Genomic DNA, 24,268 nt, shown 5'->3' with positions numbered 1-24,268 from the left:
GCGCACTTAGCTTAAACCGGCGCTCGAAAATAAATCTAAAGATATGATTTATAAGTGTTTTTCCATCAATATTAAATCCCACGGTTCACCGTTAAAAGAACGAAGCCCTTTTTCCGTTGAACTAACCTCGAACCCTAGCGATAAATAACACGCTTTGGCAGCATGATTATGATCGAAAACCGCCAAGCTCACTTGCTTAGCATTAAAAGTATTCACGGCTTTGTCGATAAGCTGAAGCAGCATTTGTTTGGCTAAGCCCTGTCCGCGGTGTTCACCTGCAATAAAGACACGACAAATACGAAAATGATCGCAAGATTCTTGATACAACTCCACGTAACCAAGCTTGCTGTCCGAGCAAGTAAACAGAAAAGGAAAGACTTGGTGTTGCTTGCAGTGAATGCGAATTTGTTCCGTATCAAGCGGGTAAGAAAAAACAGGGCCACCCCATAAATAGTTAGTTTCAGCTGATATTATCCATTTAATAAGCTGGTGATAGTCCTGTTGCTCAAAGGGACTTAACTTCATATCTTTCTTGTTAATAAAATCAGGTTAGAAACGCGATGAGAGTCATCAAACAGCGATCACTTTAGGCTCATAGAGACAAACGTGCAATTGAGCAACAAAAGGCCTAGCGCAAAGCAGCTAAATTGCCACTCAGTTAAAACCTCTGCCACCGAGCCTGCCAATAACCCCGAGCCTAAGCCTAACGCTATTTTTTGAGCTAATGTCATACTCACCTCCTTAGCAATTAACAGTCACAGCTTAAAAGCACTGATATATTAAATTGTATAAGCTCATTTCATTATAACCCAGAATATTCAGAGGTTAGAGAAAGGTATCACAAGAAAAAATTACATTTGAATGGAAAAATAGGCTTAGATTGCCTGTTCTAAAAAACGCAGCATATAGAAGGTTAAATACAATAATTTTGCAGGCATAACAGCTCCCTGCTTATACCTGCATTTTTTCTATTTATTAGAATTTAATTAAGGTGAATTCGTGTTGGTTTAAATCGATGTAGTTCTAACTTAGTAAAGTGTCTACAAAACGTGGAGGACTCTGAGGGCTAACGAGGCTGTAGAATTTCTTCTCGCCCGTCTCAATTCTGATCCTACCGCCATTTCATCACGACATGAACTTGAACGCACTAACTCCTTGTGATCTAATCTAAATTATTCACAACGAGACACGGTTATGCCCAACTTCAAAACCGATTACTCGAACCAAAACATGTTCGTTCCTGTCATCATCGATGAACAACTCATCCCCGGCACTATCGAGTATGCGATTTCCCACATTGTTGATAATCACCTCGACCTCTCGCCCTTTAATGCGCACTACCACAACGACAAAAATGGGGCTGCGGCTTACCCTCCTTCTATCATGCTTAAGGTTGTCTTTTACGCCTATTCCCTCGGCATGTTATCTAGCCGACGCATAGAAAGAGCCTGCATCAACAATGTCACCTTTATGTGTTTATCTGGGGATGCAAGACCACATTTCACCACTATTGCGTCTTTCATCGCACAGATGAAGGACACCATTGAGCCACTGTTTACTCAAGTTCTAATGATATGTGATGAACAAGGCCTTATCGGGCGTAACATGTTTGCTATTGATGGCTGTAAAATTTCATCCAATGCCAGTAAAGAATGGAGTGGCACACACGACGAGTTACGACGCAAGAAAGAGAAACTTCAACGCGCCAGCCAACGTATTATCGAGCGTCATCAAAGCCAAGATGCACTCCCAAATGACGTTATCGAACAAGACTTACGACAAAAGCAAAAGCTTGATAAGGGCGCCGATAAAATTGGGGCGTTTCTCGCTAATACTCAAGATAAACTTGGCAGCAGCAACAAACCTATAAAAAGCAATATTACCGACAACGACAGCGCCAAAATGACTACGTCTAAAGGTACTATTCAAGGTTATAACGGCATCGCCATCACCGATGACAAACACCAAATCATTCTGCACAGCCAAGTATGGGGAAGCGTTGGTGAGCAGCAAACACTGAAGCCTGCTGTACTCGCATTAAAAGCCCAACTGGATAAGCTACCGAATATGGCACAGTACACCACCAAGTTCACCGCTGATAGTGGCTTTCACAGTAAAACCAACCTCAAGTTCTTAGCAGAAACGCCATACGACTGTTACGTCGCCGATACCGGTTTTCGCAGCCGCAACCCACTGTTTCAAAGCAGTGAAACCTATCAAACTGAGCAAGCGAAAAAACGAAAGAAACGCTCGAAAACAGGCAAAACCTGTTACCCCATTTCCATGTTTGAATTCAACCAAGACGAAATGACTTGTCGCTGCCCTGCCGGAAAAATAATGCGGCTAAGCAGTAAAAATGCTGTCATCCGTGGTGAACGGGGCGCTCAGTTTTGTGGTTATCTCAATGATTGCCGACAATGTGTTCACCAGTCACAGTGCATGAGAAAACCACCTGGCAAGCAAGTCGGCCGACAAGTGTTCTTCATCTACAAAAACACCAAAGGCTTTGACCACATGCAAGCTATGAAAGACAAGATTGATAGCCCAGAAGGAAGGCGGCAATACAGTAAGCGGCTTGGGTGCGTTGAACCTGTTTTTGGCAACATCACCGTCAACAAACAGATGAACCGGTTTACGCTGAGAGGAAAAGAGAAAGTAAACGCCCAATGGGCGATGTTCAGCATGCTCCACAACATAGAAAAGCTACGAAATTGCATTATATAGAGGGTAAAACCTCTCAAATCAACGAAAAACGCCGCTAAACTCTCATCTTGCCGCTATATCTTTCCTTACCATGATAAAGGCCACTATCATCGCGCAGCATTTAGGGCATTGTCTGTAGAATAAATGGCGATCAAACATGGAAAATCGGCTAAAAAGCGAGAAATTCTACAGCCTCAACGCCTTGCTAAGGTGCGGCTAACTACCACGAAACTCAAGCAAAGCCACCGTAATCACTGAACTCAACCTAATCCAAAATGCCAGAGGTAGCCGTCACTCTTAAGCAATTCGTTAGTTTTCTTTAGTGCGATCAAGTTGAAACTCAAAGCCGCCCTCCACAGAACCTGAGAACGAAGTAGCCTGCCATAGGTCTGGATCCATTACCGCCTTCACTCCACCTTTGTCGGTGCCATATTTGGTACCTTTTACGATCAGCAATTTGCAATATTCATTGTTAGTATACGTAACACTAATCGCATCAAATAGCTCCTTTGCATGACTTACAGTCAATGATGCATCACCAGAGGCTGTCGATAGCGGCCGCACCTTTTTAGCAAATGACCCACCACCATGTGAATATACGTTGTTTACCTTATCTAGGTGATCACTCTCAGCTGTAAATACAAAGAACTCGTCTGTTTTTGCAACCCATGAATACTGATCCCGCTGAGTAGCACCGTAAGACCTCAGTGCTGTTTTGAGACCAGAAATATATTTGCCTATTGGTTTTGAAGGCTTCATAAAAACTCCCGAAAACTAGCCCTGTTACGGTGTAAGCAACGCAATACCTAAGCTCCCGCATACTACCTTAAACACCAAAACCAACGCATGGTGAAAATGCCACGCATTGCGAATCACTCTTAAACAGATTGTATGAATTCTTTTCGCTGTGCTTCGATGAGTACATCAACGATATCTTGTGATGAAGCCGTAAACAGCATACCCGTATTGAATTCAACATAATATAGCTCTTTGCAGCCCATTGGTCTTTTCCAGAAGGGTACGTCATTGTAAATGTTTTTTCTTAGGTATCTCTAAATTCCAGCATAGCGGCCTGTCCACGTAGTAGCCTCAACCTTTGATACCTCTGACCACGAAAAATACTGCTGATTACCTAGACCAACACCCTGTTTGCTTGCGGTAATTTTTGAGCCTAATACAGCTTTTTAAAAAAAGCTTGTTGCCAAGCCTAACAAAATACAAATAGCGACTAGAATGAAATACACACTCTGAAAATCCCCAGCTATAAATAACTCAACTAGTAGAGCGAACATTATAATAAAACCAGTTAAAGAGCCTAAGATAAACAACAGCTGGATAATTGGATTAGGTTTAATCACTGTCACATGAACTCCTCCTGAATACTAACATTCACATCTACGCCACTGCTGCATATATCTAGTACAACGGGCATTCTCAACACATGATGTAAATGAAGATCATACGTAAAACTTTCACTTAACTTAAGCATTTTTGATGCGAGCTTAACACAAGATGTGAAATCAGTATTTTAACAATGCGTTTATTATTAAACCTAACAATTGGTATGGTTAATTGGACAAAAACACATAACAAGAAAGAAAATATAGACGTTTACCGTATATATTCTTTCAAGTTATGGCATGAAACAAGGGAAGAGCCCCATGCCTCAAGCTGTGCCTTTCACGCAATAGTGAAATCATGAGGTACACAGCTTTTTCAATATCTTAGCTAAACACTCGTCCATTATGTTTCAGCCAGCCATGAGCGTGGTGGTGGTGAGGATCGCGGTGCGTCCAGTGAATGACACCACCTTTGCTGTTCCACTCATACTCACCGTTAAAACGAACAGTATCCCCAACTTTCAGGTTTGTAACGCGTGGGGCTAAATCAATATTATGGGCAATCAAAATCGTTTGGTGATTATCTAACCGCAGAATAAATTTTTGGTGCCGAGACCCTTTAGTGTCATCAGGAAGTATTCGAATTACCGTGCCAAAACCTTGCACCTGAATATCACTTTGATGCGCTTCATAAGCTTGTTTCAGCACTCCACTGTCAGCCCAAGCCGATAATGAAAACAAGCAGAATGAAACTAATATACATTTAAGAATTTTATTCATATTTAATCTCATCACTATATCCGTTGCATTTATATAATGCCACAAAATACAAATCATTGCGCCGTAAAACACGACACAACGTTGTATTAAAAATACTAAGCATTGGTGTTAGTGCTTGGCATTTGCAGCTTTGTTATAGCTGGCGAATTGCCGTCCATAACCTCCATTATTAGTCATCTTCTCTTTTTGCGACTGAATTATGACGCTTGATTTCATACAGGATGCTATCTACCTGCTCAGTTGCAAATAGAATTTCCTCTGTACCATCGTTAACACAGAAAACTTTGCCAATTAAAGATACTGTTGAAGCTAGTGGGCTGCACATGCCATACGATTTGATATCGTCATAGTTTACCGAGTAAACAGTATAATATTTTAATAAATCAGTGCTCCATTGAGCAAAAAAGACTCGCTTATCAGAAACTAATACAGCCCCACCAATTGCTCTCATTCCAACTGCAGATGTACCTTCTGACACAGATATAATTTTCTCATCATTATTTATAACTGAACCTTTAAGTAATTCAGTATAATTAGGTGTTTCGATTGGACCATAGAAAGATTCCATAGGTCCACGTGTTACGCACCCCGAGATAAGTAAAGTTATAAATACAACCCATACATTTATAATTCCTTTATATTTCATTATTCCCACTTAATTTATAAAACGAAATGCAACCACATGAATTGCAGCTAATTGAAATGGTATTGTATATAAATTCCATTTAATACAAAGTGTTTTTTTGCAATCTTATAAATATTCAAAACATCGTTTATTAGTAAATAATGATCGTATTAAGCGCCAGCTCGAATAATAAAACAAAAATACCGAATAAACTGTCACTCAACTTATTCATGGTTATTTTGTCTTCTTTTATAGATGAGGATGAAAATCAGGACTAATAATATGTTACACCTTGGACCGCACCGCCTTTGACATTATTACTAAATCCCACGGTTCACCGTTAAAAGAACGAAGCCCTTTTTCCGTTGAACTAACCTCGAACCCTAGCGATAAATAACACGCTTTGGCAGCATGATTATGATCGAAAACTGCCAAGCTCACTTGCTTAGCATTAAAAGTATTCACGGCTTTGTCGATAAGCTGAAGCAGCATTTGTTTGGCTAAGCCCTGTCCGCGGTGATCACCTGCAATAAAGACACGACAAATACGAAAATGATCGCAAGATTCTTGATACAACTCCACGTAACCAAGCTTGCTGTCCGAGCAAGTAAACAGAAAAGGAAAAATCTGGCTTTGTTGGCAATGGATGTGAATTTGCTCGGTATCAAGCGGATAAGTAAAAGCAGGACCACCCCACATATAGTTGATTTCAGCTGACACTATCCATTGAATAAGCTGATGATAGTCCTGTTGGTCAAACGTTCTTAGTTTCATATCTTCCTTGTTAGCAACGAAACGGTTATAGCCAATTTAATACTCGATGACGGCATCTGGAGAAGCCTTAGATTTACGGCTTTCATAGTACTGTGTAGCGAGATTAATCATGACCATTACCGCCATAATAATGATCTGCTTTTCACTAAAGGCGTCACTCACTAAAGTCGCGCCAAGTACCATAGCGAGTATTGGATTAAACGTACCAAAGAAACTTAGCTCTGTCGTAGTAATAAGCGGAATAGTATAGACATAGACACTATAAGCCAGCGATGTTAGCGCAACCACCAGCCAGAACATCGCGCCCCACTGCATGAGTGTACTGGGTATTGGTGATACATAATTTGTGTGACTATGAATATCCCACCATGCAAGTGGAGCTAGCATCAAACCACCAAAAATCAATTTCCAAGTCAGTAATTTCCACCAGTGGATCGACTTCATAATATGTTTAGTGACAATGCTACCAGTGATCAAGGTTGTCATCGCACCCAGTAAAAACAAGATTGCAGACACGCTAATATGCGGGTTATTCATTATGAATAGATACCCAGCACAGGCTACCAAAAGTAATGCCGAGGTTATTTGTAGCCAAGATGGTTTTTGATGATGAATAACACCAACCACCAGCACGCCTATTACAGGTAATGCCATCATACCCACCCCCACCAAAGCACTAGGCATGTGCAATGCACTGTTAAAGAGCATACCGAAAAATAATGTGATGTTAAGGAAACCCACAATTAAGATCCCCAGCAGTTCGTGCATTTTGGGGAATGTCGGTTTTAAGGCAAGGAGTAGTAGGCCCGCAGGCAGTGCACGCCAAACCGCTAATGCAAAGGGAGACCAGTGAGTGAAGTAGTTAGACACAACCACATAGGTGGTACCCCACAATAATGGGGCAAGCATAGCTAGGAATATTCTCATGATAAGCGCCAATTTTACTATTAAGTCGCCTACCTGAATAAATTATAAGGGGAAAGCGATGATTAGAATGTACGAACATAGCCGTACATTGTATCTATTCGAAATAGTTTGATAATTGAGCTTTATTTGAATTAACTATTCAGTTTTACCAAACAATTGTATTGATGCCATCGCTCTGAAACAAAGAGGCAACACAACACAATACAATCAATCTCTAAGGCGAGCCTGCCATTAAGAATAAGCACGCGGCTATAATTGGTTATCAATCACTTGAATGGGATATTCGAAATCTGTTTCATTGGTAATAAAAATACAGAGTGTCTTGGTGAAATTTTCGCTCGCTGGGTTCAATAGGTGACTGGTTATTACCTCACCAGATTTACGATCGATTGCGCTATATGAACTCACTGTTTTTAGTGGCGAGTAGGTATCTTTGTTCTTATTAAACACAAAATATTCAAAAGACTCTGCGTTAGATTCACCGTTATCAATGCGGCCTTTAACCAACGGCACAAGGTAATGACGCTTTTCACAAGTGACGCTGAACTCATCAACAAGCATTAACGCATTTGCTCCCTGAGTATCAACAAACGCACTATTACCGTTACCTTTTAGAATGTATTGATTGTCAGAGTAAGACTCCAGAGAAAAGCTTCCTGCGTAAGTATTAAAACCAGACATTGCAAATGATAATAAAGAAAGCTTGATAACATTATTCATTTTTAACTCCATATAAATTCATCGAAATTATATGATTAGCAACCTACTCTGTCCTATTTCAATACTTTATATACGAGTAATCTTTATTGCTTTTGAAACTACAAAAGCATCAGTTACATACAACCCTACCTAATTAGGCTGGTGTTTGTTAAATGGCAACACAAATGCATCTAGCGCTGTCATTTTCAATAACGCCTCTTACTCAATAATGGCTCTTACTCAATAAGCCCTTATACAACACAGTGCCTTTACATTACGGCGCATCAGGTGCGTTCAACTATTGCCAAAGGACAAGCTTTGCGCAATGTCGACTGAATGGCTTTAAGCTGAAGTTCAGACACCCAAAAATCAACAGCTGCATCGCTTTTGTTGAAGAGTGAAACACAAATACCTTGGGGCAATTGTGTTGCGTACTGAATACGAATAATGTCCGATACTGAAAGTGATTTACCACGTAACTTCAGTATCCTTTGGGCTGCAAACTGACGAACACAAATATGATCGCCTGTTACTTCAATAATGCGGTGACTGTCATTGACTGCATCGTTGAATCGAGAACTCACATAAGGAAAGACAAAAAACATCAAAAGCACAATAACGCTAATTAATAATACATCCATCAATGCTTACTCATTAAAATAACAACACACTTTATACTCTTTAGCTTTTTGCTGGACTGAAGTTCACTCTAAAAGCCAAACTAGACATAGACCTTCATTTATAAACGCCAGCTAACTTAGTACCGTTGCTAACAACTGATGTAGTTGCGCTAACACGGTATAGCTAAGAGCACTTCCTGTCGGCGTTTGAGTCCAAACAAAAGCCGCACAATTTAAAGCAACTATTATCCATAATACCAACTTAAATGATTGTTTCTTAGTCTTATGTCGCAATTTACTTTGTGCGATCAAAGCTCCTGGCCAGCCACCTAATAATGCAAGCAAGTGAAGTGTACTTTCTCTCGTTCGCCACTCGCCTTTAACCGCTGCCCTTTTATCTTTCGCGTAAACAGCAAAAGTAAAAAGACTAAGAACAATATAGCTCGCTAAAAATTCAACGGGCGCGTGAGAAAAAAGTACAGTGCAAGTTACAAACACAAGATAAACCGCACTGATACCGAAATTTAATGACTTCATGGTTATTTTTTTAGGTTTAGAATAAAGCAGATGTAATACACTAAGATTGAACAAGAGGCTATCAATTTGACAGCCTCACTTGTTTTACCTGTTATAGACATCAAGACCTGTTAGAGGCCTCAATTTTGGCTGAGTTTTTCTATAACGAATAACGCATTAGTTAGATTCTGCGCTAATTTTTCTGCCACACCGTTGTCTTCCCAGTCTTGCATAAACACCACTGACACCCCGCTTTTCATATCACTGAAACCCACCTGACCATAAGAACCGATGGATACGATGATTTTATGCTCGGGTAAGTACCACCCTTGTGAACCATAGGTGACTAGCGTTCCTAAGCCTGCCGCCATGCCCTTGCCTTTCTCGGATTTAGCGAGTAAATCTTTCTTTGTGTCGTGAACCGAATCGTAAAAACTTTTAGGGGCTTTGCCTTGGGCTATCCACTGGTGGAATAAACCGTAATCTCGCAGCGATGAACTTATGCCGTATGACGGGCTGGCGGTTCCATCGACAGTGAGTGCAATCGACCCATTACTGGTTGCACCAAAATCATTAAACATACTCGACAGCAGCTTATTAAAGTGTTGACCCGAAACGGCCTCTGCCAATATGGCAAGAAGATCCGTATTCTTATCGTTATAGGTATACACTTCGCCCGGCGCATTCTGTGCTTTGGTAGTAATTATCGCGTTGCGGTGGCCTACCGTCTCTCCCAGTTTTAAGCCTTGTTCTGCTTCAAACATGAATGCTTCGCCACCCGGAACATGATAATCCGTTGCGGGTAGCAGGCCAGACTGCATATCAAGCACTTGCTGTACTGTTGCCTTACCGAGTTTTGAATCTTTAAAATCGGGCAAGTAAGAATCAATGGTTGCAGCAGGATCTATTTTGCCTTCATCGATCAATGTTGAAACCACGATGCCCGCGTAGGTCTTAGACGATGATTGCAGCAGCTGTGTTTGCTTCTGAGTAAATCCATTATCGTAAAATTCAGCAAGAACCTCGTTGTTTTTAAGGATCAGAAAACCTTTGGTTTGAGTGGCCGTTAATGATTCAACCAACTTACGCCCATCACCAAGATCTTGCTCTATATCGAAACCTTTCTGCGCACTTACCAATTTAGCCGGTTCTCTCGCCGCTAGAATCGTGACAGTGCCAAACAAGCCATAGTCATCCCAATTCATTGACGTATATCGATAATACGGCCAAGTTTGCATATTTTGAGGTGTAATTTCGGATAACTCAAAAGGACGATAGAAATCATTTAGTGTTACCTGAGTGTCTGCATGCACATTTTGAGAAAAACTGGTTAATAAAGTAAAGACCGCCGCTGCGCTAAAGGTGTTTAAGCTTTTGATTAGCATGGTTATATTCCATTTTATTGAAGTTATCTAACTGTAATTAACACATCACCAACCTGAGATTGGTTTTATCTATATAATTTCAAAAGGTATTAAAGATATTAGGGTAAGCATAGCGGATATACAAAATGGGCTGGCTGAATGAAGTCGCAATATCTAAAGCAGGAAAGCACACGAGTGACATATAAAGGGCCATAAGGTTCGTTAACTTTACTTGTCGGTTTGGTTAATCTTATGTTCCACATTTAACGGGTGTGTAACTGCAGTAAAGCGATTAATGTTAGTAGCACGTTAATAGCAATAATAAGCGAGACAAGTCAGTGAAAATACTCATTCAGTACACGCAAACAGGTAAGTACAAAGATCATGCGTGGGAATCACTAACCCTAAAAGCAAAAGGTGAAGTGCAAGCGGTAACACCATCTTACGCCGCTCAACTTATCGACCAAAATAGAGCGAACTTATTCACGACAGATAAAGAAAGTATCGTGATTCAACACTAGCTCTCGTCTTCCATGAGCTCTCATTCTAAGAGCTCATGCCCTTTCGACGCGAAAGAATTACCTTTTTGCCATTGGATGCTCAGGGCTTAACTGAAGTAAATCCCAAAGGTTCCCATACAAATCTTCAAACACAGCAACTGTGCCGTAGTCCTGCTCTTGAGGTTCACGGACAAAGTTAATACCAATCGACTTCATACGCTCATAGTCACGCCAAAAATCATCCGTGCTTAAGAAAAGAAAGACGCGTCCCCCCGTTTGATTGCCAATAAAATCATGCTGCTCAGGTTTTGATGCCCTTGCTAATAATATACTGACGCCACGAGAATTTGGTGGTGCGATAACAACCCACCTTTTATCTTGCTCTGGTTGATAGGTATCTTCGATAAGTTCAAATTTTAGTTTGTTTACATAAAAATCTATTGCTTCATCGTAGTCTTTTACTACCAGTGCAATGTGAACAATATTTTGCTGCATATGCTACCTACTTTTCTTGTCTAGTTGTGCTTATCTATTTTCCTCATCATTATAAAGTAAATCGCCACCAGCACTGGTTTAACCGATTTATTATCGTTCAAATGCACTAAATCTGACCAATGCATACGCCTAACCTGGTTCAATCGCCATACTCGCACTATTAGCCAAAAAATTAACAACCAAAAATGGAGGCGCTTACCAATCTAAGGGTTTGTCCTAAATGGAAATACCTGTTGTCAGATTTGTAACTCGCGTTAAATAGGTTTGACGACTAATATCCTCACAACATTTTAGTGAGGTTTTCATGGTTCGATATCTTCTTTGTAGTTTTGCACTTGTTTTGCTTTACCCCACCGCGATTGATTTGTACTTAGTCGGTTTACCACATATCGCGAAAGATCTTGGAGCAAGTGAATCTCAGCTTCATATCGCTTTTTCGATTTATCTGGCAGGTATGGCAACAACCATGCTGTTTGCAGGTAAATTTTCAGATTCGATTGGCCGTAAGCCCGTTGCTATTTTTGGGGCTATTACCTTTGCATTAGCCTCTCAGCTAGGCGGCTTAGCTGAAAGCAGTAGTACCTTTTTGATGGCTAGATTTGCTCAAGGTATCGGTGCAGGCTCTTGTTACGTAGTCGCTTTTGCAATATTGCGCGACACCTTAGACGATCAACGTCGTGCCAAAGTGCTATCGATGATCAATGGGATCACTTGTATTGTGCCAGTATTAGCGCCTGTGCTTGGGCACTTAATCATGTTGAAATTTCCATGGCCGACATTATTTACCACCATGGCAGCTATGGGCGTCTTGGTGTGCTTAATCGCAGTGTTTGTATTACGAGAAACCAATCAACACAAAAAATCACGCATTACTGCAGACAAATCTGATCAACCCGAGAGTAATACCGCAGAACAAGAACCGTTCTGGGAGCGCTTTTTCGTCAGCCGTTTGATTATTACCTCTATTGGTGTCACGACCATTCTTACCTATGTGAATACCTCACCTATGCTGATCATGGGCAACATGGGCTATAGCCGCGGTGACTATTCATCGGTCATGGCATTAACGGCTTTGGTGAGTATGATCACCTCGTTTTCCGCACCTTTTTCGCTGGCTATGTTTAAACAACGTACCTTAATGCTCGTTTCTCAAATACTGTTACTTGCGGCTGGACTCATCCTCACAGTGACCGGCTTAGCTGAACTAAACCCGACAATAAACCTGTTTAGCTTTGCGCTTATTTGTGCGGGTTTCTCACTTGGGTTTGGTGTATCTATGAGTCAGGCGCTCAGTCCATTTTCGCTAAGGGCTGGCATGGCAAGTTCGTTACTGGGGATCATGCAGGTTTGTAGCTCGGCATTATTCATTTGGTTTATGGGCGTTATTGGCGTTAGTGCATTGAATATGTTGGCGATAGTATTAGCGTTTGGTGGCATTATCTGCGTCGCTCTAATATTATTGGTGCCATCGCCATCCTTAAATTATTCGACCAATGAAGAAATCGTTAGCACGGCTTGATCTTAACTTACTGTTCACTTTGCAGCTTCTATTACAGGAGCAAAGTGTCTCTAAGACAGCGAAGAAGTTGAATGTAACGCCATCAACGGTGAGTAAATCACTGACGAAGCTTCGCGATTGGTTCGACGACCCTTTATTTGTCAAAACGCCACAAGGGCTACGGCCGACGACTCTCGCACAGAGTATGTCACAAGATCTTTCAGACTGGCTGCAAATTGGCAGCCAGCTTTTAGCGATGCGAAACGATGATAAGCCTGAAGGTGTGCAATTCAATCTCACCATAGAATCGCCACTCTTGCTGCTTATGTTTAATGCGCTATCACAAGAAATTTACCGCACTTATCCAGCCGCAAAAATCAAAGTTAAAAACTGGGATTACGATTCACTCGAATCAATCATTCAGGGCGAAACGGATATTGGTTTTACAGGGCGAGAATCGCACCCACGCTCGAAAGAATCCCTCGATTTACTGCCGTATTTCATCGACTTTGAAGTCTTGTTTCATGATTCACCAGTGGTCTTCTTACACAAAGACCACCCAGCATTACAACAAGATTGGGATCTAGAGGCATTCTTGCAGTATCCGCACATCAATATTGTGTGGGAAAAGAGCGAATCTTGGGCGCTAGACGAAGTACTCGCTGAAATCGGTTTAACCCGTAATGTCGCACTAACCATGGCAAGTTTTGAACAATCACTGTTTATGGCGGCACAATCAGGGCACGACATGATCACCACTGCACCTCAATATTGCCAGCAATATACCCAGCAGTTACACCCAGATCTCGTCTGCTTACCTATTCCTTTAGAAGCAGAAGCACACGCCAAGCTCAGTATTCCGTTCACTATGATCTGGCATAAAAGAAATGGCCATAACCCTAAGATTCAGTGGTTGAAAGAGACAATTAAGCAGCTATATTGCTAATAAGAATTAAGTATCTGCGCCCCATTTTCATCAACCAAACACGTGATAACAAGTAAATGATGGGAACACTCAACGCTCTCCCATCACTTTAATTAACACTGTTCACTGTCAGGTAAGGCGAAATCTACCAGCTATCACTTGGTGACTCTACTATGTCAATTCATTGCGTGATTCAAAGACTTCTTTAGCAACGAACATCCCATTTAATGATGCGGGAAAGCCCGCATATACAGACATTTGTAGGATCACTTCGGTGATCGCTTTGGGTGTACAGCCAACATTTAATGCACCATTAATATGCACATTTGATTACTGTAGCAGTTACCTTTTACAAATTACCAAGCTATTGCTACAGTTCCAATTATATTTCCTTGCGGAACAAAGCCCCAATAACGACTATCAAGGCTTTTATCTCTATAATCACCTAAGACAAAATAGTGCCCTAAAGGAACGATCCACTCACCAACTTTAGAATTTTCTTGAGTAAAGTACTTACTAGTTCTATCTTTTTTTGTTTTATCTATCAAAATGTCGTATTTATTATTACCAGCATATTCTTCATATAGCCAAAGGCCTTTATCAAGTAATTTACCTTTATCATTTCTCACAATATTTAAATAATCGCTATTACCATCCCCGCTACAACTAGTTTTACGACAATATTTTTCAATCTGAATTTTTTTGTTTATATATGTAATTTTATCCCCCGGTAAAGCTACAATTCTTTTCACAAAATCAATACTAGTGTTCTTTGGATATTGAAAAACAATCACATCCCCTCTTTCTAAATTAACTGATGCAGGTATTTTCGAAAACTGCATTCCAAAATATCTATAATTACCAAACCCTCGCTTATCCACCACCAATTTGTCGCCTGGATTCAAAAAAGGACTCATAGAGTTAGCAGGTACTCTAAATAAATCGAAGAAAAACACTCGAATTGTAATCAGTAGAGAAAGCATGACTAAAAAACAAAGTATAGTGACCCACCATCGAGCAAACCAAGGTCTGACACCTTGACCTTTATATCTTCGAGCAATGATATAGCCATGAATAGGACATATTAGAATTAAAGCACCGATAAAATCAGGCGAAAATATCATTACACCTATCAGTAATAGAAAGTATAAAACAAAGTACCTTGGTTTATTAACATAAAGAAAAACAAATGGCTGAACTATTAACCCTAAGACGATTACGACCAAGATATTTGGTTTCCAAAACGTACCCACACTCACTCCTTAAGCAAAAACCACAATCAATTTAACATTAAATCTTTAATTTTATAAAACACTTTCGTCTACACAATCAGACTTTTCGATTATTATAGAAATAACTTCATTTTGATTATCATCTTTATAAATATAATTAAAATCAACACCATTATTCATAAATGCTATATTGATATAGTTTGAGCAAACATTTTCAATAAGTGCCTTTTTTATTTTTGTAAAAAACTCATATTTATCGATATAGTCAAAGTTCAATCCCGTAAGTGTATACAATGCAATGTACTGCTTGTCAGTACTATATATACGGTCGAGCTTAGTATATTCATCAATGATAATAGGACATGATTCATTATTTCTTTTTGTGACTTCAGCTAACATTGTATTTGTGTTTTTCTCAATTATTGATTCAGAGATAAAACCTTGTATCGCCATACAACGCCTCATTGATTTATAAATAGAATTAATTTCAGGTGTAATCTTAGCTGATGGGGACGATAATATCTGTCGATAAGCAAGATCAAGCTTTAAATCCCAGTCACATTCTATTTTTGCTTTGCTAACCTCTTCTTGTGTGGCTTTTCTCGTTTGGTATATCCATTTAGATTCAGTCTTAGAAGCACAACCTCCAAGTAAGATAACAGCTAGTATCAAAAACACATATGGCACGATTAACCCTCTTTTAAATAAAAAACAATAAAATGCATAGATAGTATTCAGTATGTTAATACCTGCTATAATCCAACCCAACCAAGTAAAACCAAAGCCATATCAACCAGTTGAATATGGGTGATTATAATAGGAAACCATTTAAAATGTGAGTTAAATATTGCTTTCACCTTCCATATTGACTTGATTGACCAAATAATAAACAAACGTACATTTAAACCAAAATGAAAAACCTTCATTAAATGGGAGTCTTTATTAGGTTAGCTGACTATCATATTGATATTAGGGAGGCCTATATGCATAGCTCTAACCATAGCAGTGCCATCATCAATGTTCAGACACATAAAATGAGGACTATCGATGGCAAGGTTAATCGGTCTGCTTACACCTATAAACGATAAAGCAGCTAGAAATAGCTGCTTTATCGTTTATTAATCGCTTACTAATAGAATTAACGCATATGTAAATTGCTTTACACGACTTATTCTTCACGTAATTTAAAAACTTCTTTAGCAACGAACATCCCATTTAATGATGCGGGAAAGCCCGCATAAACAGACATTTGTAGGATCACTTCGGTGATCGCCTTGGGTGTACAGCCAACATTTAATGCACCATTAATATGCACATTTAATTGCGGCTGACAGTGACCTAAAGCCGTTAATGCCGCAACCGTGACTAATTCTCTTGTTCTTAAATCAAGGCCATCACGTTGATAAATATCTCCAAAGGGATACTCAATGATGTATTTAGCAAGATCGGGGCAAATATCATTCAAACTCTTTAAGACATTTTGCCCTGCTTCACCATCAATCTCATTAAGCTTGTTTAACCCATTTACATATCGTTGATTGTCCATTTCTACACTCCAGTTAATAAACACTAAAGCGACGATACTTGTTAGAGTTAACTCTAAGTCAATGGTTAAATTAGCTGATTGTAATAGTCAATTTTCTTCTTCAACGCTTCTAAGTGGTCAAGTTCACTTGCTATTCTTTTTTGAAGGTTGTCTGAATGCTGTTCAAGCAGGTCTTTCCTTTGATCCGCGGTTTCAATCCCTTGTTCACGCAATTTTGCATACTCCATGATCTGATTCAACGGCATACCCGTTTCTTTAAGACGAGTAATGAAAGCGACCCACTCTTGGTCTTTCTTTGAATAATTACGATGACCACTTTGGTTTCTAGAAACAGATGCTAACAAACCAATCTTTTCGTAATACCTTAAGGTATGAGGCGACAATCCAGTCAGCGCTGAAAATTGGCTAATATTCATTTAAACGTCCTTGTCTCTTTATTTTAGGATCTCGCGATACTTCTACTCAGGATTTCATGTCAGAAAATGCTTTCTTCAACAACTCACCCAAGGCTTTATGCTTAAACTTGGTGTGCTTACTAGCAACGTCAGTAACATCAAGGTTAGTAATCGCGGTATGATTTTTGTGCTCTAACGCATGTAAACCTATCGGTGATTCCCGAAATAATGTCCCCGCTTTATAAGCGTATTTTAGTACTGAATCTGTCTTACTCATGCAGTTGATAAAAGCGGTGGTCGCGTGTTTATCAAAAACCGTATTCCACAATTTAGAATGCGATGACACTGCCCCCGCTAACAAATAACATTGGCTAACTTTGTTGGTTGTCAGCCTTTCCATGGTGTGACGAATAATGCGAGCACCGAGTGAATGCCCCATCAACACACAACCATTTAATTCAGGATCTTTCTCAATTAAATCGGCCAGTGCGACACCCACAACTTCGGTTTCAGCAAACGCTTTTCGCCAATGCCCAGAGACTTTATTGATCGCAGAAAATCCTGCTACACCTAACTTTTTGATTAACGAATCTTGTGTGGTCACACTCGGCATTAACTGAATTAAGCCATCGTCCAACAGCAAGTCGCTCAAGTTACCCGCCTTCCATTTCACATGGATCACTTTGTGATCAGGGTATAAGGTATCGACAATTTCGAGCCAGTCAGAAACATCACAACCTTTGCCCGACATAAAACCGTTAATCACGAGTATGGTTGCTGCATTTGCCTTGGTTTTGGTCTTGGTCTCGGTTTTGGTCTCGGGCTTTTGCTTACCTTCACGAATGACATGCAATTCAACGGCAGAGCTTGGATCGGACATTGATTGATTACGGTTTACGCGAGGTAATGCCGCTTTAATGGCTTTGAGTTTACTGAGCACTGTTATTTGGATTCCTTTGTAAGATAAAGCTAACTAAGAATACGCTGAAAGACGAATGTAATAACAGCCATGGTCGCGATACCCACGTTAAGCAATAACATCTTTTTTTGATGGCTTCGCTCTATTGTAAATTGTGCTTCCATTTCCTGCTTGTGTTTAGCATGTGCTTGGTCGATCGTTTCTAGCACTTCTTTTTTTAGATTTACGGCGGCTTTTTGAATACGTTCATCAACCAAGTCGAGCATTGGCGCTAACTCTTTCGCCTCTAGTGCGAGATTCTGTGTACTATCGACAACGGCTTTAGCCTCTACTGCTGAGGCATTAAATTTCTCCAGTGCCGATTCAATTTTACCTAGCATTTTATTCCTTCGTCTTTCGCTGATGTTCTACTTCTATCACTCTCAAGATCATCAGGATTGTTGGTAATTCTATCAGGCAGACTCTCACAAATTTCTAGGTTAATCGCGATAAAATCATCCCATGAAAACTGTTCTGAATAATGCTCTCGATATTGCAGTTCTACTTGGCAAATCTTTGGCCTGTTATCATAAATTTTGCAACGCCTTGTCGCGGTATCAAGGTGACGGCAGATGCCATCACCTCGACTTAGTGGCAGCGTTATTTCTGACAGGTGAACGTTCGCGCAGCATTTCCCACAGCCGTTACACGGAAATGGTTTGAGGTTTTCGGTTAACATAAGCTCTTCAACCAACTCCGCGTGCTATCTAAGTTACCCGCTTCAAATGGTAATTCAATATCGCGCTTTTTGATTTCCTGCGTAAGAATCAAGCCTTTCTCATATTCACTATTAACGGCGACTAAACTATCGGTAAATTGCGCCATTTCTTGTGGGGCTAAATTAAATTCTAGGGCGGCCAGCTCAACCAAATAACGGTCTAGTTCAACATTCACTTTTTGGAAGTATTCTAATGTGCGACGCGCTTCGCTTTTAAATTGATTAAGGAAGTTCCACACCTTTTGCATCACCTCGCTGTGATCTAAAAAGTATGTGATACCTAATGTCATCAGGCCTGTGGCAATGGCACTAAGAAATGCAGCAAGTTCTGAACCTAAAGGAAATGTCATTACCGTTGCTAGGTGCTGATTCAATATAACCCCCATAGCGACTGCGACACCCGTGGACAAAATACGGGTGACTTCACGCGCTAAGTCGCCAGCCGACAGTTTACTGGGATTAAAAAACACCATTTTTGCTGCTGACACTAAGCTGGTCCACATCTCTCGGATCAACTTACCAATCAACTTTTGAGTGGTGAAAAAGATATTCATGACAGTGGTGGTCAAGCTAGAAAGTACACCGCCGATAGCGCCGTCTTTGAATTCGGTAAGAATGTCTTTAAATCTCGCTTTAATGCGGGTCCAAATATCAACGGCCATCGTTTTTAAACGATCAAGAAAACGCTCTAAAGTGAAGTTACCTTGCGAGTCTTTATAAAGCGACGGAATGTGTTCTTTTAGTTCAAACCACACTTCGGCCAAAATCATACCTAAGGCTTGGCGCATGCCCATTTTTAGCCCTGATTTTGCAGATTCATACCCGGTGCTTTTAAGGAACTTACTGCTGGTATAGTACTTGGCATTGATCTGACCATCGTACTGCTGACGCGCTTGCTTATCCGCTTCACGCATTTTGTCTGCGTCGATGCTTTCTAATACTTCAACGTGGCCTTTGTCTTTCGCAATGCTGCCTTCAAGCTTACGTTTTTCATGGCGCTGTTGTGGCGTACTTTCTGGCATTGCTACCAGTTTATCTTGATTTGTTTTTATCCGTGCTTTTTTAGATTCTAGGGTGCGAGGCAGTACATCCCCTAAAAATGCATCCATTGAGTGCGCTGATTTAAGGTTATTAATATATGAATGAGTAGATTGAAAATTTGAACCTCGATTCGCTAATTCGACACCATCTAGCCCTGCAAGTACACGGCCAGCATCGTTGTGCACTTCATTCGATGAAATAATATGATCAAGCTGGCGATTGTCGTTTTGTGCCATATTTTGACCACGATATGCATCGTATAATTGGCCTTCTTGCTGCAATGTCTTATCAACGGCTCCTCGGCTTTTATATCCACTGTCAGCATGGTAGCGATCAACTTTTACCGCTTTACCTTTACTGTTGAACACTTGATTACCGTCCGCATCAAGTTTTGCAGGCTTATAAGCACCTCTGTTTTCATATTCTTGTTTTACTTGCTCAGCAACGTAGATATCAGACTCACCATTATGGTGTTTACGTACGTTATGAACAGTGGCAACTTCGCCGCCTTTTTTATCTTCAAACAGTAAAAAATCGAGGCCAAATGAGCTCACTAAACTTTGTACTACGGTTTTGTTTAGTTCTTCAGTTAAATGAAAATCGGCGCGTACAGAGGCTGATGTTGCAGACATGAATTACATACTCCATAACGTGAAAGGTGACATTTATTGCCACCTTTCATTAGTTATTAATTGAATTGTTTTGAATCAAACTGCGCTTTCGCTAGCGTTGCATCAATAGCGGCACCGTTAATTACCTGCATGCCTTCTTTGTCTGTTTCAATTTGCACTATGTTATCTTTAATAATGACTTTACCGTTTTCATCAAATTTAGGTTTAAACAATGGCGTAGTAATAATATCAGTCAAGATTGCTGCTACTTGGTAGCCGTTTTGAATGATTTGAATAAGATCATCACTAAATGCATCGATATTTGCACCTGTTTTTATCAAATGATCCATCGCTTTCAAGCTATCAAAGTATGTTTGGAATACTTCATAGAGACGCTGTGTTTCGGTTTTAATTTGAACAACATAACCACGTGTCTTATTTAACTGGCTACGACCTTTGGTCATTTTTGAAATGGCATCATCAACTTCATCGCGTGTTTTGCGTGCATCACTTAATGCTTCTTCTGCATGTGCTGCAAATGCCCAACCTGCAATTGCCATAATAGGTGCAGCAACAACACCACCTAATACCATTGCGCCACCAGCCATACCAAAGCCGCCCGCAGCCAGCGAACCACCACCAATTGCCGCCATCGTTGCGTTATAGGCCGCGGCGCCTGAAAGTGCCGCAATGGGCGTACCCGTTGATGCTGCTGCCAGTGCCATTACACCACCGTATACCGCGTATGCCGCCGCCGCACCACCAATACCTGCGCCTGCAACTTTACCCAAATAGGCTGTGGTTGATAACGCTAAACCATCAATTTTATCCAGCTTGTGCTGGGGAAAATCGATGTTGATATCTTTCGAGCCCGCTTGATTAATTTTTTCAAGCAACTTGTCTGCAATAGTACGAAACTCTTTAAAATCTTCACCCACTTTCAGCTGTAGCTCGCCCAACTGAGTAAGGCTTTTCGTTGTGCGTTCATTTGCTTTGTCGAATAATTTTTTATCATTTTCGTAATCGCTTTTCGCTGATTCCAAAATATCATTCGCTAATGATTTATCTTGATAACCATCATACCCTTTCTTTGCCCCAAAACTTGCAGCTGCAACTGCCGCACCCGCTAAAATAAATGGTAATGCCATACTGCGTCCTTACTTATATATTATTAATATTTTTGTTAAATGACTCTTTATATGAAAGAGTAAAAGTCATACGTTTATTTCAGATATGATGAGTCACCATGATGAATAAAAACATTCACCAAGTTGATTTTTATTCATGTTGTTGTAAAAGAAGTCACGCTCGTTTTATTTACCGTAACTTACATTCCAAATATCATCACCAAAACCTCGTACCCACATTTTTAGTCTTAGTGAATCAATAACGGTTGCTGAAATACTATAGTGTTCATCAAACTCTTCGACAGTTTGGTTTTCTGCCAGTGGTGTTTCAAGCAAGTGATACCCTGCTGGCTTCGTAATACAAAATACGATTTTACATTTATCGCCTTCGCCAAAACCAAATCGCCCATCAGCATCATATTGGCTCAATCGAAAGTCTTTAGGCCGCTCAAAACTAAATGAAGAGACGACTGCCTTCGTTATTCTGTGCAAGGCTAAAGCGCGCTCGTTGTCATAACCATCGAACCGACAAACTAAGTACATACGGCAGCCTTGCTGCGCAAGTCCAAGCGGCATCACAAGTGCAGTGCGTGTTTGTTGGCGTGCATTGTGATATTCCACATTCAGTAGTCTGTCGTTATATAAAGCCCCGCTTACCGCTTTCAACACTTCGCTATCTAGCTTAGGTGGCAGCAATGGCTGGGTTTCACTTACTACCCTGACCTTTTTGAGCCAGTTTCTATCTTTGCTGTTATCACAGTGTGGATTGAGCTTGTATCTCGCTTCCGAGAAGAACCCATCTAGCGATGCCATCACATTTGAAGGCAATAGGTTGGCTAAGTAGTCCTCAGCCATACTCAATAACAACGCCTCATGAGAGCTTAAGTTCGGCATTGCCAGCCCTTCGCCACACTTATTCCACGAGTAACCATACGGTTTACTGCGTTCATCGCGGGTGATATTAAAATGTTCACATAAGGTTTCTAAGTTACGTTGTATCGTTCTTATATCTCGCGTAATGCCGATACTTTCAAGCTGATTACGCAACTCACTGGCCGTCACTTTTCTGTGACGAGGAATACGTTTTAACAGTTCAAATGCTAACGCTACCGATTCTTGTGTACTGGATCTTTTTGCCATATTGATCAATCAGGCCTTTTACCACAACGCAAAATTACGCTACATCATTGGTTGTTATGATTATTATCATTATGGATACGACATAATGTGACGCACATTATACATATTTAAAAAACAAACAAAACACCATACCGTAAAGTATGTGCAATAATCTACAGACTAAAAAAAACGCCTGAATACTTATTCAGGCGTCCTTCTTACTATAAATTCGTTATCTTCGTTCCAAAAATTGAATGCCTGCCCATTTCAAAAGCAACACCAACACCACAAAACCCACTCAAATGGATAACACTATAGTGGTAAACATTTACAATATTGATCTAAATCATATTCACCTTGGCGAACTTTCAGGCATGTTAATAATGCGTTAACAGTCAACAAGAGGTGACAAATGAAATTAAAACAAGATTCACGATGCTACACGGACGTGTGTGTTAACGGTAAATGGTTTCACCATGATCACGGCACAGCAACCGCTTACATGTTGAAAGGCGGTGCCTCAGCACTTATTGAACTAGATACAATGCCAACAACTGAAAGTGAACTCATTGATTTACTCACCGGCACCTTTTAATGGCTGCAGACCGATCTGATGCCGCTCCACTATTTTGAACGGTGATAACAACAATAATATAAGTAACTTTCATCACTACTTTTTCTGCTCAATATGATTACCCCATCATATTGAGCTTTTTTCTGAAGCTCTCCTGCTGTAAGTTTTTCTGCTATAGCCACTTTCGTTTTTAGCTGTTGTTGAGCGCCTTTTGCAGACATTCAACGAACAAAGATATCTTGGTGGCTAAATGCTTTCTTCCTGCATGAAAAGCATATAACACCAAATCCTCTGGCTGTGCTTCTAGTTCTACTTTTTTAAGTAAACCCGCGTTAATTTCAGCTACGCATGACCACTGAGGGAGAATTGAAAAGCCAATCCCAGCTAAGGCTGCCGATCTCGCCATGGTGCCGCTGTTTACTTTAAATGATGACTTTACGTGCTGATGAACATGTTGGCCTGCGCTGTCTTTAAATACCCAAGGCACGCCATTTAATGCTGTCAGGCTTGTTATACAAGGTAACTGACTTAGCTCTGCAAGCTTATGGGGACGCCCGTAACGTTCAATAACACTCGGGGCTGCGACAACCACACTTGGGTAGCGCATGATCTCTTTCGCCACCCAGCCGCTATCAGCCAGCTTTCCTCGGTTGAACGTCACAACCAAATCATAGCCATCGAGCAAGTCTTCTTTGGGGCTCAAGCTGGTTTCGCACAAGAAAGAGATTTCTGGATATTGAAGACAAAATGAGACGGCAGCATCTGCAAGCATCGGGATATCCGGCATTAACACTTTCAGCTGTCCTGATACCGCTTGAGAGTGATAGCTAATTTCCTTAAATGCATCATTCAAGGCACCAACTAAGTTGATGGTTGAGCCATACAGTTGTTCACCAAACTCTGTTGGTGTGACACGACGTGTTGTTCGATTCAACAAGCGTACGTTTAGCTGCTCTTCAAGTAAGGCAACATGACGGCTAACATTTGATGTCGGCATGCCAAGGTATTCTGCCGCTTGTTTAAAGCTGTTGTTTTCATACACGCAGTGAAAACTTCTCAGCCACTGCTGATCGATTTGGTCAATCATAACTATCCCATTTTTTAGGATTATCAAATCCATTTAGGCCACTTTATCCTGCGACACTAACACCTACAATAGTTGCTTTCTATTGATAAGAAAT

Annotated in this window: 28 protein-coding genes and 1 pseudogene; 5 read left to right on the top strand and 24 right to left on the bottom strand. The window is 40.5% G+C overall.

Annotation, left to right across the window (positions count from 1 at the left end; genetic code table 11):
* Nucleotides 1-48: 48 nt before the first annotated feature.
* Nucleotides 49-525, bottom strand: a complete 477-nt coding sequence (locus OCU87_RS08190; RefSeq protein ID WP_261858242.1) for a GNAT family N-acetyltransferase — start codon at nt 523-525, stop codon at nt 49-51.
* Between the two features lie 56 nt (nt 526-581).
* Nucleotides 582-731: a hypothetical protein gene (locus tag OCU87_RS08185; RefSeq protein ID WP_261858241.1), complete on the bottom strand. Its 150-nt coding sequence runs from the start codon at nt 729-731 to the stop codon at nt 582-584.
* 463 nt (nt 732-1,194) lie between these two features.
* Here OCU87_RS08185 and OCU87_RS08180 point away from each other — a divergent pair, with 463 nt between their 5' ends.
* Entirely contained in the window at nt 1,195-2,724 is a 1,530-nt protein-coding gene (locus OCU87_RS08180) for a transposase (protein ID WP_261858196.1), read from the top strand.
* A gap of 288 nt (nt 2,725-3,012) precedes the next feature.
* Here the strand turns inward: OCU87_RS08180 and OCU87_RS08175 are convergent, their stop codons facing one another.
* From OCU87_RS08175 to OCU87_RS08130, 9 genes are all read right to left on the bottom strand, one after another.
* Nucleotides 3,013-3,462: a hypothetical protein gene (locus tag OCU87_RS08175; RefSeq protein WP_261858240.1), complete on the bottom strand. Its 450-nt coding sequence runs from the start codon at nt 3,460-3,462 to the stop codon at nt 3,013-3,015.
* A gap of 965 nt (nt 3,463-4,427) precedes the next feature.
* Entirely contained in the window at nt 4,428-4,823 is a 396-nt protein-coding gene (locus tag OCU87_RS08165) for a DUF3465 domain-containing protein (RefSeq protein WP_261858238.1), read from the bottom strand.
* Between the two features lie 169 nt (nt 4,824-4,992).
* Entirely contained in the window at nt 4,993-5,469 is a 477-nt protein-coding gene (locus OCU87_RS08160; RefSeq protein WP_261858237.1) for a hypothetical protein, read from the bottom strand.
* A 264-nt stretch (nt 5,470-5,733) separates the two neighbouring features.
* Entirely contained in the window at nt 5,734-6,222 is a 489-nt protein-coding gene (locus tag OCU87_RS08155; RefSeq protein WP_261858236.1) for a GNAT family N-acetyltransferase, read from the bottom strand.
* A 36-nt stretch (nt 6,223-6,258) separates the two neighbouring features.
* Nucleotides 6,259-7,149 carry a DMT family transporter gene (locus tag OCU87_RS08150; RefSeq protein WP_261858235.1) on the bottom strand — a complete coding sequence of 297 codons (891 nt, stop codon included), beginning with the start codon at nt 7,147-7,149 and terminating at the stop codon, nt 6,259-6,261.
* Between the two features lie 249 nt (nt 7,150-7,398).
* Entirely contained in the window at nt 7,399-7,869 is a 471-nt protein-coding gene (locus OCU87_RS08145) for a hypothetical protein (protein WP_261858234.1), read from the bottom strand.
* 263 nt (nt 7,870-8,132) lie between these two features.
* Nucleotides 8,133-8,489 carry a hypothetical protein gene (locus OCU87_RS08140; protein WP_094957537.1) on the bottom strand — a complete coding sequence of 119 codons (357 nt, stop codon included), beginning with the start codon at nt 8,487-8,489 and terminating at the stop codon, nt 8,133-8,135.
* A 111-nt stretch (nt 8,490-8,600) separates the two neighbouring features.
* Entirely contained in the window at nt 8,601-9,005 is a 405-nt protein-coding gene (locus tag OCU87_RS08135; RefSeq protein WP_261858233.1) for a DUF1294 domain-containing protein, read from the bottom strand.
* A 119-nt stretch (nt 9,006-9,124) separates the two neighbouring features.
* The gene (locus OCU87_RS08130; protein ID WP_261858232.1) at nt 9,125-10,369 is read right to left on the bottom strand and encodes a serine hydrolase domain-containing protein; all 1,245 of its coding nucleotides are present in this window, start codon (nt 10,367-10,369) and stop codon (nt 9,125-9,127) included.
* A gap of 317 nt (nt 10,370-10,686) precedes the next feature.
* Between OCU87_RS08130 and OCU87_RS08125 the strand changes: the two genes are divergently transcribed.
* Nucleotides 10,687-10,869, top strand: a complete 183-nt coding sequence (locus OCU87_RS08125) for a hypothetical protein (RefSeq protein ID WP_062692886.1) — start codon at nt 10,687-10,689, stop codon at nt 10,867-10,869.
* A gap of 57 nt (nt 10,870-10,926) precedes the next feature.
* Here the strand turns inward: OCU87_RS08125 and OCU87_RS08120 are convergent, their stop codons facing one another.
* Nucleotides 10,927-11,343 carry a VOC family protein gene (locus OCU87_RS08120; RefSeq protein WP_062692884.1) on the bottom strand — a complete coding sequence of 139 codons (417 nt, stop codon included), beginning with the start codon at nt 11,341-11,343 and terminating at the stop codon, nt 10,927-10,929.
* A 304-nt stretch (nt 11,344-11,647) separates the two neighbouring features.
* Here OCU87_RS08120 and OCU87_RS08115 point away from each other — a divergent pair, with 304 nt between their 5' ends.
* On the top strand, nt 11,648-12,862 hold the full coding sequence (locus OCU87_RS08115; protein ID WP_261858231.1) for an MFS transporter: 1,215 nt from the start codon (nt 11,648-11,650) through the stop codon (nt 12,860-12,862).
* Complete coding sequence (yidZ, locus tag OCU87_RS08110; RefSeq protein ID WP_261858230.1) at nt 12,837-13,787, top strand: HTH-type transcriptional regulator YidZ; 951 nt, start codon at nt 12,837-12,839, stop codon at nt 13,785-13,787. The genes OCU87_RS08115 and yidZ overlap by 26 nt, the downstream gene beginning before the upstream one ends.
* Nucleotides 13,788-13,937: 150 nt before the next feature.
* On the opposite strand, the pseudogene OCU87_RS08105 reads toward yidZ, so the two are convergent.
* The 11 genes and pseudogenes from OCU87_RS08105 to OCU87_RS08060 form a co-directional block, all read right to left on the bottom strand.
* Nucleotides 13,938-14,090: pseudogene (locus tag OCU87_RS08105) on the bottom strand (carboxymuconolactone decarboxylase family protein); the annotation flags it as partial.
* 32 nt (nt 14,091-14,122) lie between these two features.
* On the bottom strand, nt 14,123-15,019 hold the full coding sequence (gene lepB / locus OCU87_RS08100; RefSeq protein WP_261858229.1) for a signal peptidase I: 897 nt from the start codon (nt 15,017-15,019) through the stop codon (nt 14,123-14,125).
* 51 nt (nt 15,020-15,070) lie between these two features.
* Nucleotides 15,071-15,685, bottom strand: a complete 615-nt coding sequence (locus OCU87_RS08095; protein WP_261858228.1) for a hypothetical protein — start codon at nt 15,683-15,685, stop codon at nt 15,071-15,073.
* Between the two features lie 481 nt (nt 15,686-16,166).
* Nucleotides 16,167-16,544 carry a carboxymuconolactone decarboxylase family protein gene (locus OCU87_RS08090; protein WP_261858227.1) on the bottom strand — a complete coding sequence of 126 codons (378 nt, stop codon included), beginning with the start codon at nt 16,542-16,544 and terminating at the stop codon, nt 16,167-16,169.
* A gap of 65 nt (nt 16,545-16,609) precedes the next feature.
* Nucleotides 16,610-16,960, bottom strand: coding sequence for a MerR family transcriptional regulator (locus OCU87_RS08085; protein WP_062692877.1), 351 nt, complete (start codon nt 16,958-16,960; stop codon nt 16,610-16,612).
* A gap of 46 nt (nt 16,961-17,006) precedes the next feature.
* On the bottom strand, nt 17,007-17,879 hold the full coding sequence (locus OCU87_RS08080) for a TMCO4 family protein (RefSeq protein ID WP_261858226.1): 873 nt from the start codon (nt 17,877-17,879) through the stop codon (nt 17,007-17,009).
* 29 nt (nt 17,880-17,908) lie between these two features.
* On the bottom strand, nt 17,909-18,238 hold the full coding sequence (locus OCU87_RS08075) for a hypothetical protein (RefSeq protein WP_261858225.1): 330 nt from the start codon (nt 18,236-18,238) through the stop codon (nt 17,909-17,911).
* On the bottom strand, nt 18,232-18,576 hold the full coding sequence (locus OCU87_RS25045) for a YkgJ family cysteine cluster protein (RefSeq protein WP_141226250.1): 345 nt from the start codon (nt 18,574-18,576) through the stop codon (nt 18,232-18,234). The genes OCU87_RS08075 and OCU87_RS25045 overlap by 7 nt, the downstream gene beginning before the upstream one ends.
* Complete coding sequence (locus OCU87_RS08070) at nt 18,570-20,288, bottom strand: ATPase (protein WP_261858224.1); 1,719 nt, start codon at nt 20,286-20,288, stop codon at nt 18,570-18,572. The genes OCU87_RS25045 and OCU87_RS08070 overlap by 7 nt, the downstream gene beginning before the upstream one ends.
* Nucleotides 20,289-20,344: 56 nt before the next feature.
* A complete protein-coding gene (locus OCU87_RS08065) occupies nt 20,345-21,415 on the bottom strand; it encodes a chemotaxis protein (protein WP_261858223.1) in 1,071 nt (356 codons plus the stop codon).
* A 165-nt stretch (nt 21,416-21,580) separates the two neighbouring features.
* Nucleotides 21,581-22,534, bottom strand: coding sequence for a helix-turn-helix transcriptional regulator (locus tag OCU87_RS08060; protein WP_094958270.1), 954 nt, complete (start codon nt 22,532-22,534; stop codon nt 21,581-21,583).
* Nucleotides 22,535-22,925: 391 nt separating this feature from the next.
* On the opposite strand from OCU87_RS08060, the gene OCU87_RS08055 reads away from it, so the two are divergent.
* Nucleotides 22,926-23,108, top strand: coding sequence for a hypothetical protein (locus tag OCU87_RS08055; protein WP_062692867.1), 183 nt, complete (start codon nt 22,926-22,928; stop codon nt 23,106-23,108).
* Between the two features lie 169 nt (nt 23,109-23,277).
* On the opposite strand, the gene OCU87_RS08050 is transcribed toward OCU87_RS08055, so the two are convergent.
* The gene (locus OCU87_RS08050; protein WP_062692909.1) at nt 23,278-24,174 is read right to left on the bottom strand and encodes a LysR family transcriptional regulator; all 897 of its coding nucleotides are present in this window, start codon (nt 24,172-24,174) and stop codon (nt 23,278-23,280) included.
* Nucleotides 24,175-24,268 lie beyond the last annotated feature (94 nt).

It is taken from the genome of Photobacterium sanguinicancri, from assembly GCF_024346675.1.
Taxonomy (GTDB): Bacteria; Pseudomonadota; Gammaproteobacteria; order Enterobacterales; family Vibrionaceae; genus Photobacterium; species Photobacterium sanguinicancri.
The sequence above is the reverse complement of the archived record's forward strand: the minus strand, read 5'-3'. Positions and strand labels throughout refer to the sequence as shown.

Excerpts from the sequence above, each read along its gene's own strand:
- OCU87_RS08190 (WP_261858242.1), bottom strand. The coding sequence starts at position 525 with ATGAAGTTAAGTCCCTTTGAGCAACAGGACTATCACCAGCTTATTAAA.
- OCU87_RS08185 (WP_261858241.1), bottom strand. The coding sequence starts at position 731 with ATGACATTAGCTCAAAAAATAGCGTTAGGCTTAGGCTCGGGGTTATTG.
- OCU87_RS08180 (WP_261858196.1), top strand. The coding sequence starts at position 1,195 with ATGCCCAACTTCAAAACCGATTACTCGAACCAAAACATGTTCGTTCCT.
- OCU87_RS08175 (WP_261858240.1), bottom strand. The coding sequence starts at position 3,462 with ATGAAGCCTTCAAAACCAATAGGCAAATATATTTCTGGTCTCAAAACA.
- OCU87_RS08165 (WP_261858238.1), bottom strand. The coding sequence starts at position 4,823 with ATGAATAAAATTCTTAAATGTATATTAGTTTCATTCTGCTTGTTTTCA.
- OCU87_RS08160 (WP_261858237.1), bottom strand. The coding sequence starts at position 5,469 with ATGAAATATAAAGGAATTATAAATGTATGGGTTGTATTTATAACTTTA.
- OCU87_RS08155 (WP_261858236.1), bottom strand. The coding sequence starts at position 6,222 with ATGAAACTAAGAACGTTTGACCAACAGGACTATCATCAGCTTATTCAA.
- OCU87_RS08150 (WP_261858235.1), bottom strand. The coding sequence starts at position 7,149 with ATGAGAATATTCCTAGCTATGCTTGCCCCATTATTGTGGGGTACCACC.
- OCU87_RS08145 (WP_261858234.1), bottom strand. The coding sequence starts at position 7,869 with ATGAATAATGTTATCAAGCTTTCTTTATTATCATTTGCAATGTCTGGT.
- OCU87_RS08140 (WP_094957537.1), bottom strand. The coding sequence starts at position 8,489 with ATGGATGTATTATTAATTAGCGTTATTGTGCTTTTGATGTTTTTTGTC.
- OCU87_RS08135 (WP_261858233.1), bottom strand. The coding sequence starts at position 9,005 with ATGAAGTCATTAAATTTCGGTATCAGTGCGGTTTATCTTGTGTTTGTA.
- OCU87_RS08130 (WP_261858232.1), bottom strand. The coding sequence starts at position 10,369 with ATGCTAATCAAAAGCTTAAACACCTTTAGCGCAGCGGCGGTCTTTACT.
- OCU87_RS08120 (WP_062692884.1), bottom strand. The coding sequence starts at position 11,343 with ATGCAGCAAAATATTGTTCACATTGCACTGGTAGTAAAAGACTACGAT.
- OCU87_RS08115 (WP_261858231.1), top strand. The coding sequence starts at position 11,648 with ATGGTTCGATATCTTCTTTGTAGTTTTGCACTTGTTTTGCTTTACCCC.
- yidZ (WP_261858230.1), top strand. The coding sequence starts at position 12,837 with ATGAAGAAATCGTTAGCACGGCTTGATCTTAACTTACTGTTCACTTTG.
- OCU87_RS08090 (WP_261858227.1), bottom strand. The coding sequence starts at position 16,544 with ATGGACAATCAACGATATGTAAATGGGTTAAACAAGCTTAATGAGATT.
- OCU87_RS08085 (WP_062692877.1), bottom strand. The coding sequence starts at position 16,960 with ATGAATATTAGCCAATTTTCAGCGCTGACTGGATTGTCGCCTCATACC.
- OCU87_RS08075 (WP_261858225.1), bottom strand. The coding sequence starts at position 18,238 with ATGCTAGGTAAAATTGAATCGGCACTGGAGAAATTTAATGCCTCAGCA.
- OCU87_RS25045 (WP_141226250.1), bottom strand. The coding sequence starts at position 18,576 with ATGTTAACCGAAAACCTCAAACCATTTCCGTGTAACGGCTGTGGGAAA.
- OCU87_RS08070 (WP_261858224.1), bottom strand. The coding sequence starts at position 20,288 with ATGTCTGCAACATCAGCCTCTGTACGCGCCGATTTTCATTTAACTGAA.
- OCU87_RS08065 (WP_261858223.1), bottom strand. The coding sequence starts at position 21,415 with ATGGCATTACCATTTATTTTAGCGGGTGCGGCAGTTGCAGCTGCAAGT.
- OCU87_RS08060 (WP_094958270.1), bottom strand. The coding sequence starts at position 22,534 with ATGGCAAAAAGATCCAGTACACAAGAATCGGTAGCGTTAGCATTTGAA.
- OCU87_RS08055 (WP_062692867.1), top strand. The coding sequence starts at position 22,926 with ATGAAATTAAAACAAGATTCACGATGCTACACGGACGTGTGTGTTAAC.
- OCU87_RS08050 (WP_062692909.1), bottom strand. The coding sequence starts at position 24,174 with ATGATTGACCAAATCGATCAGCAGTGGCTGAGAAGTTTTCACTGCGTG.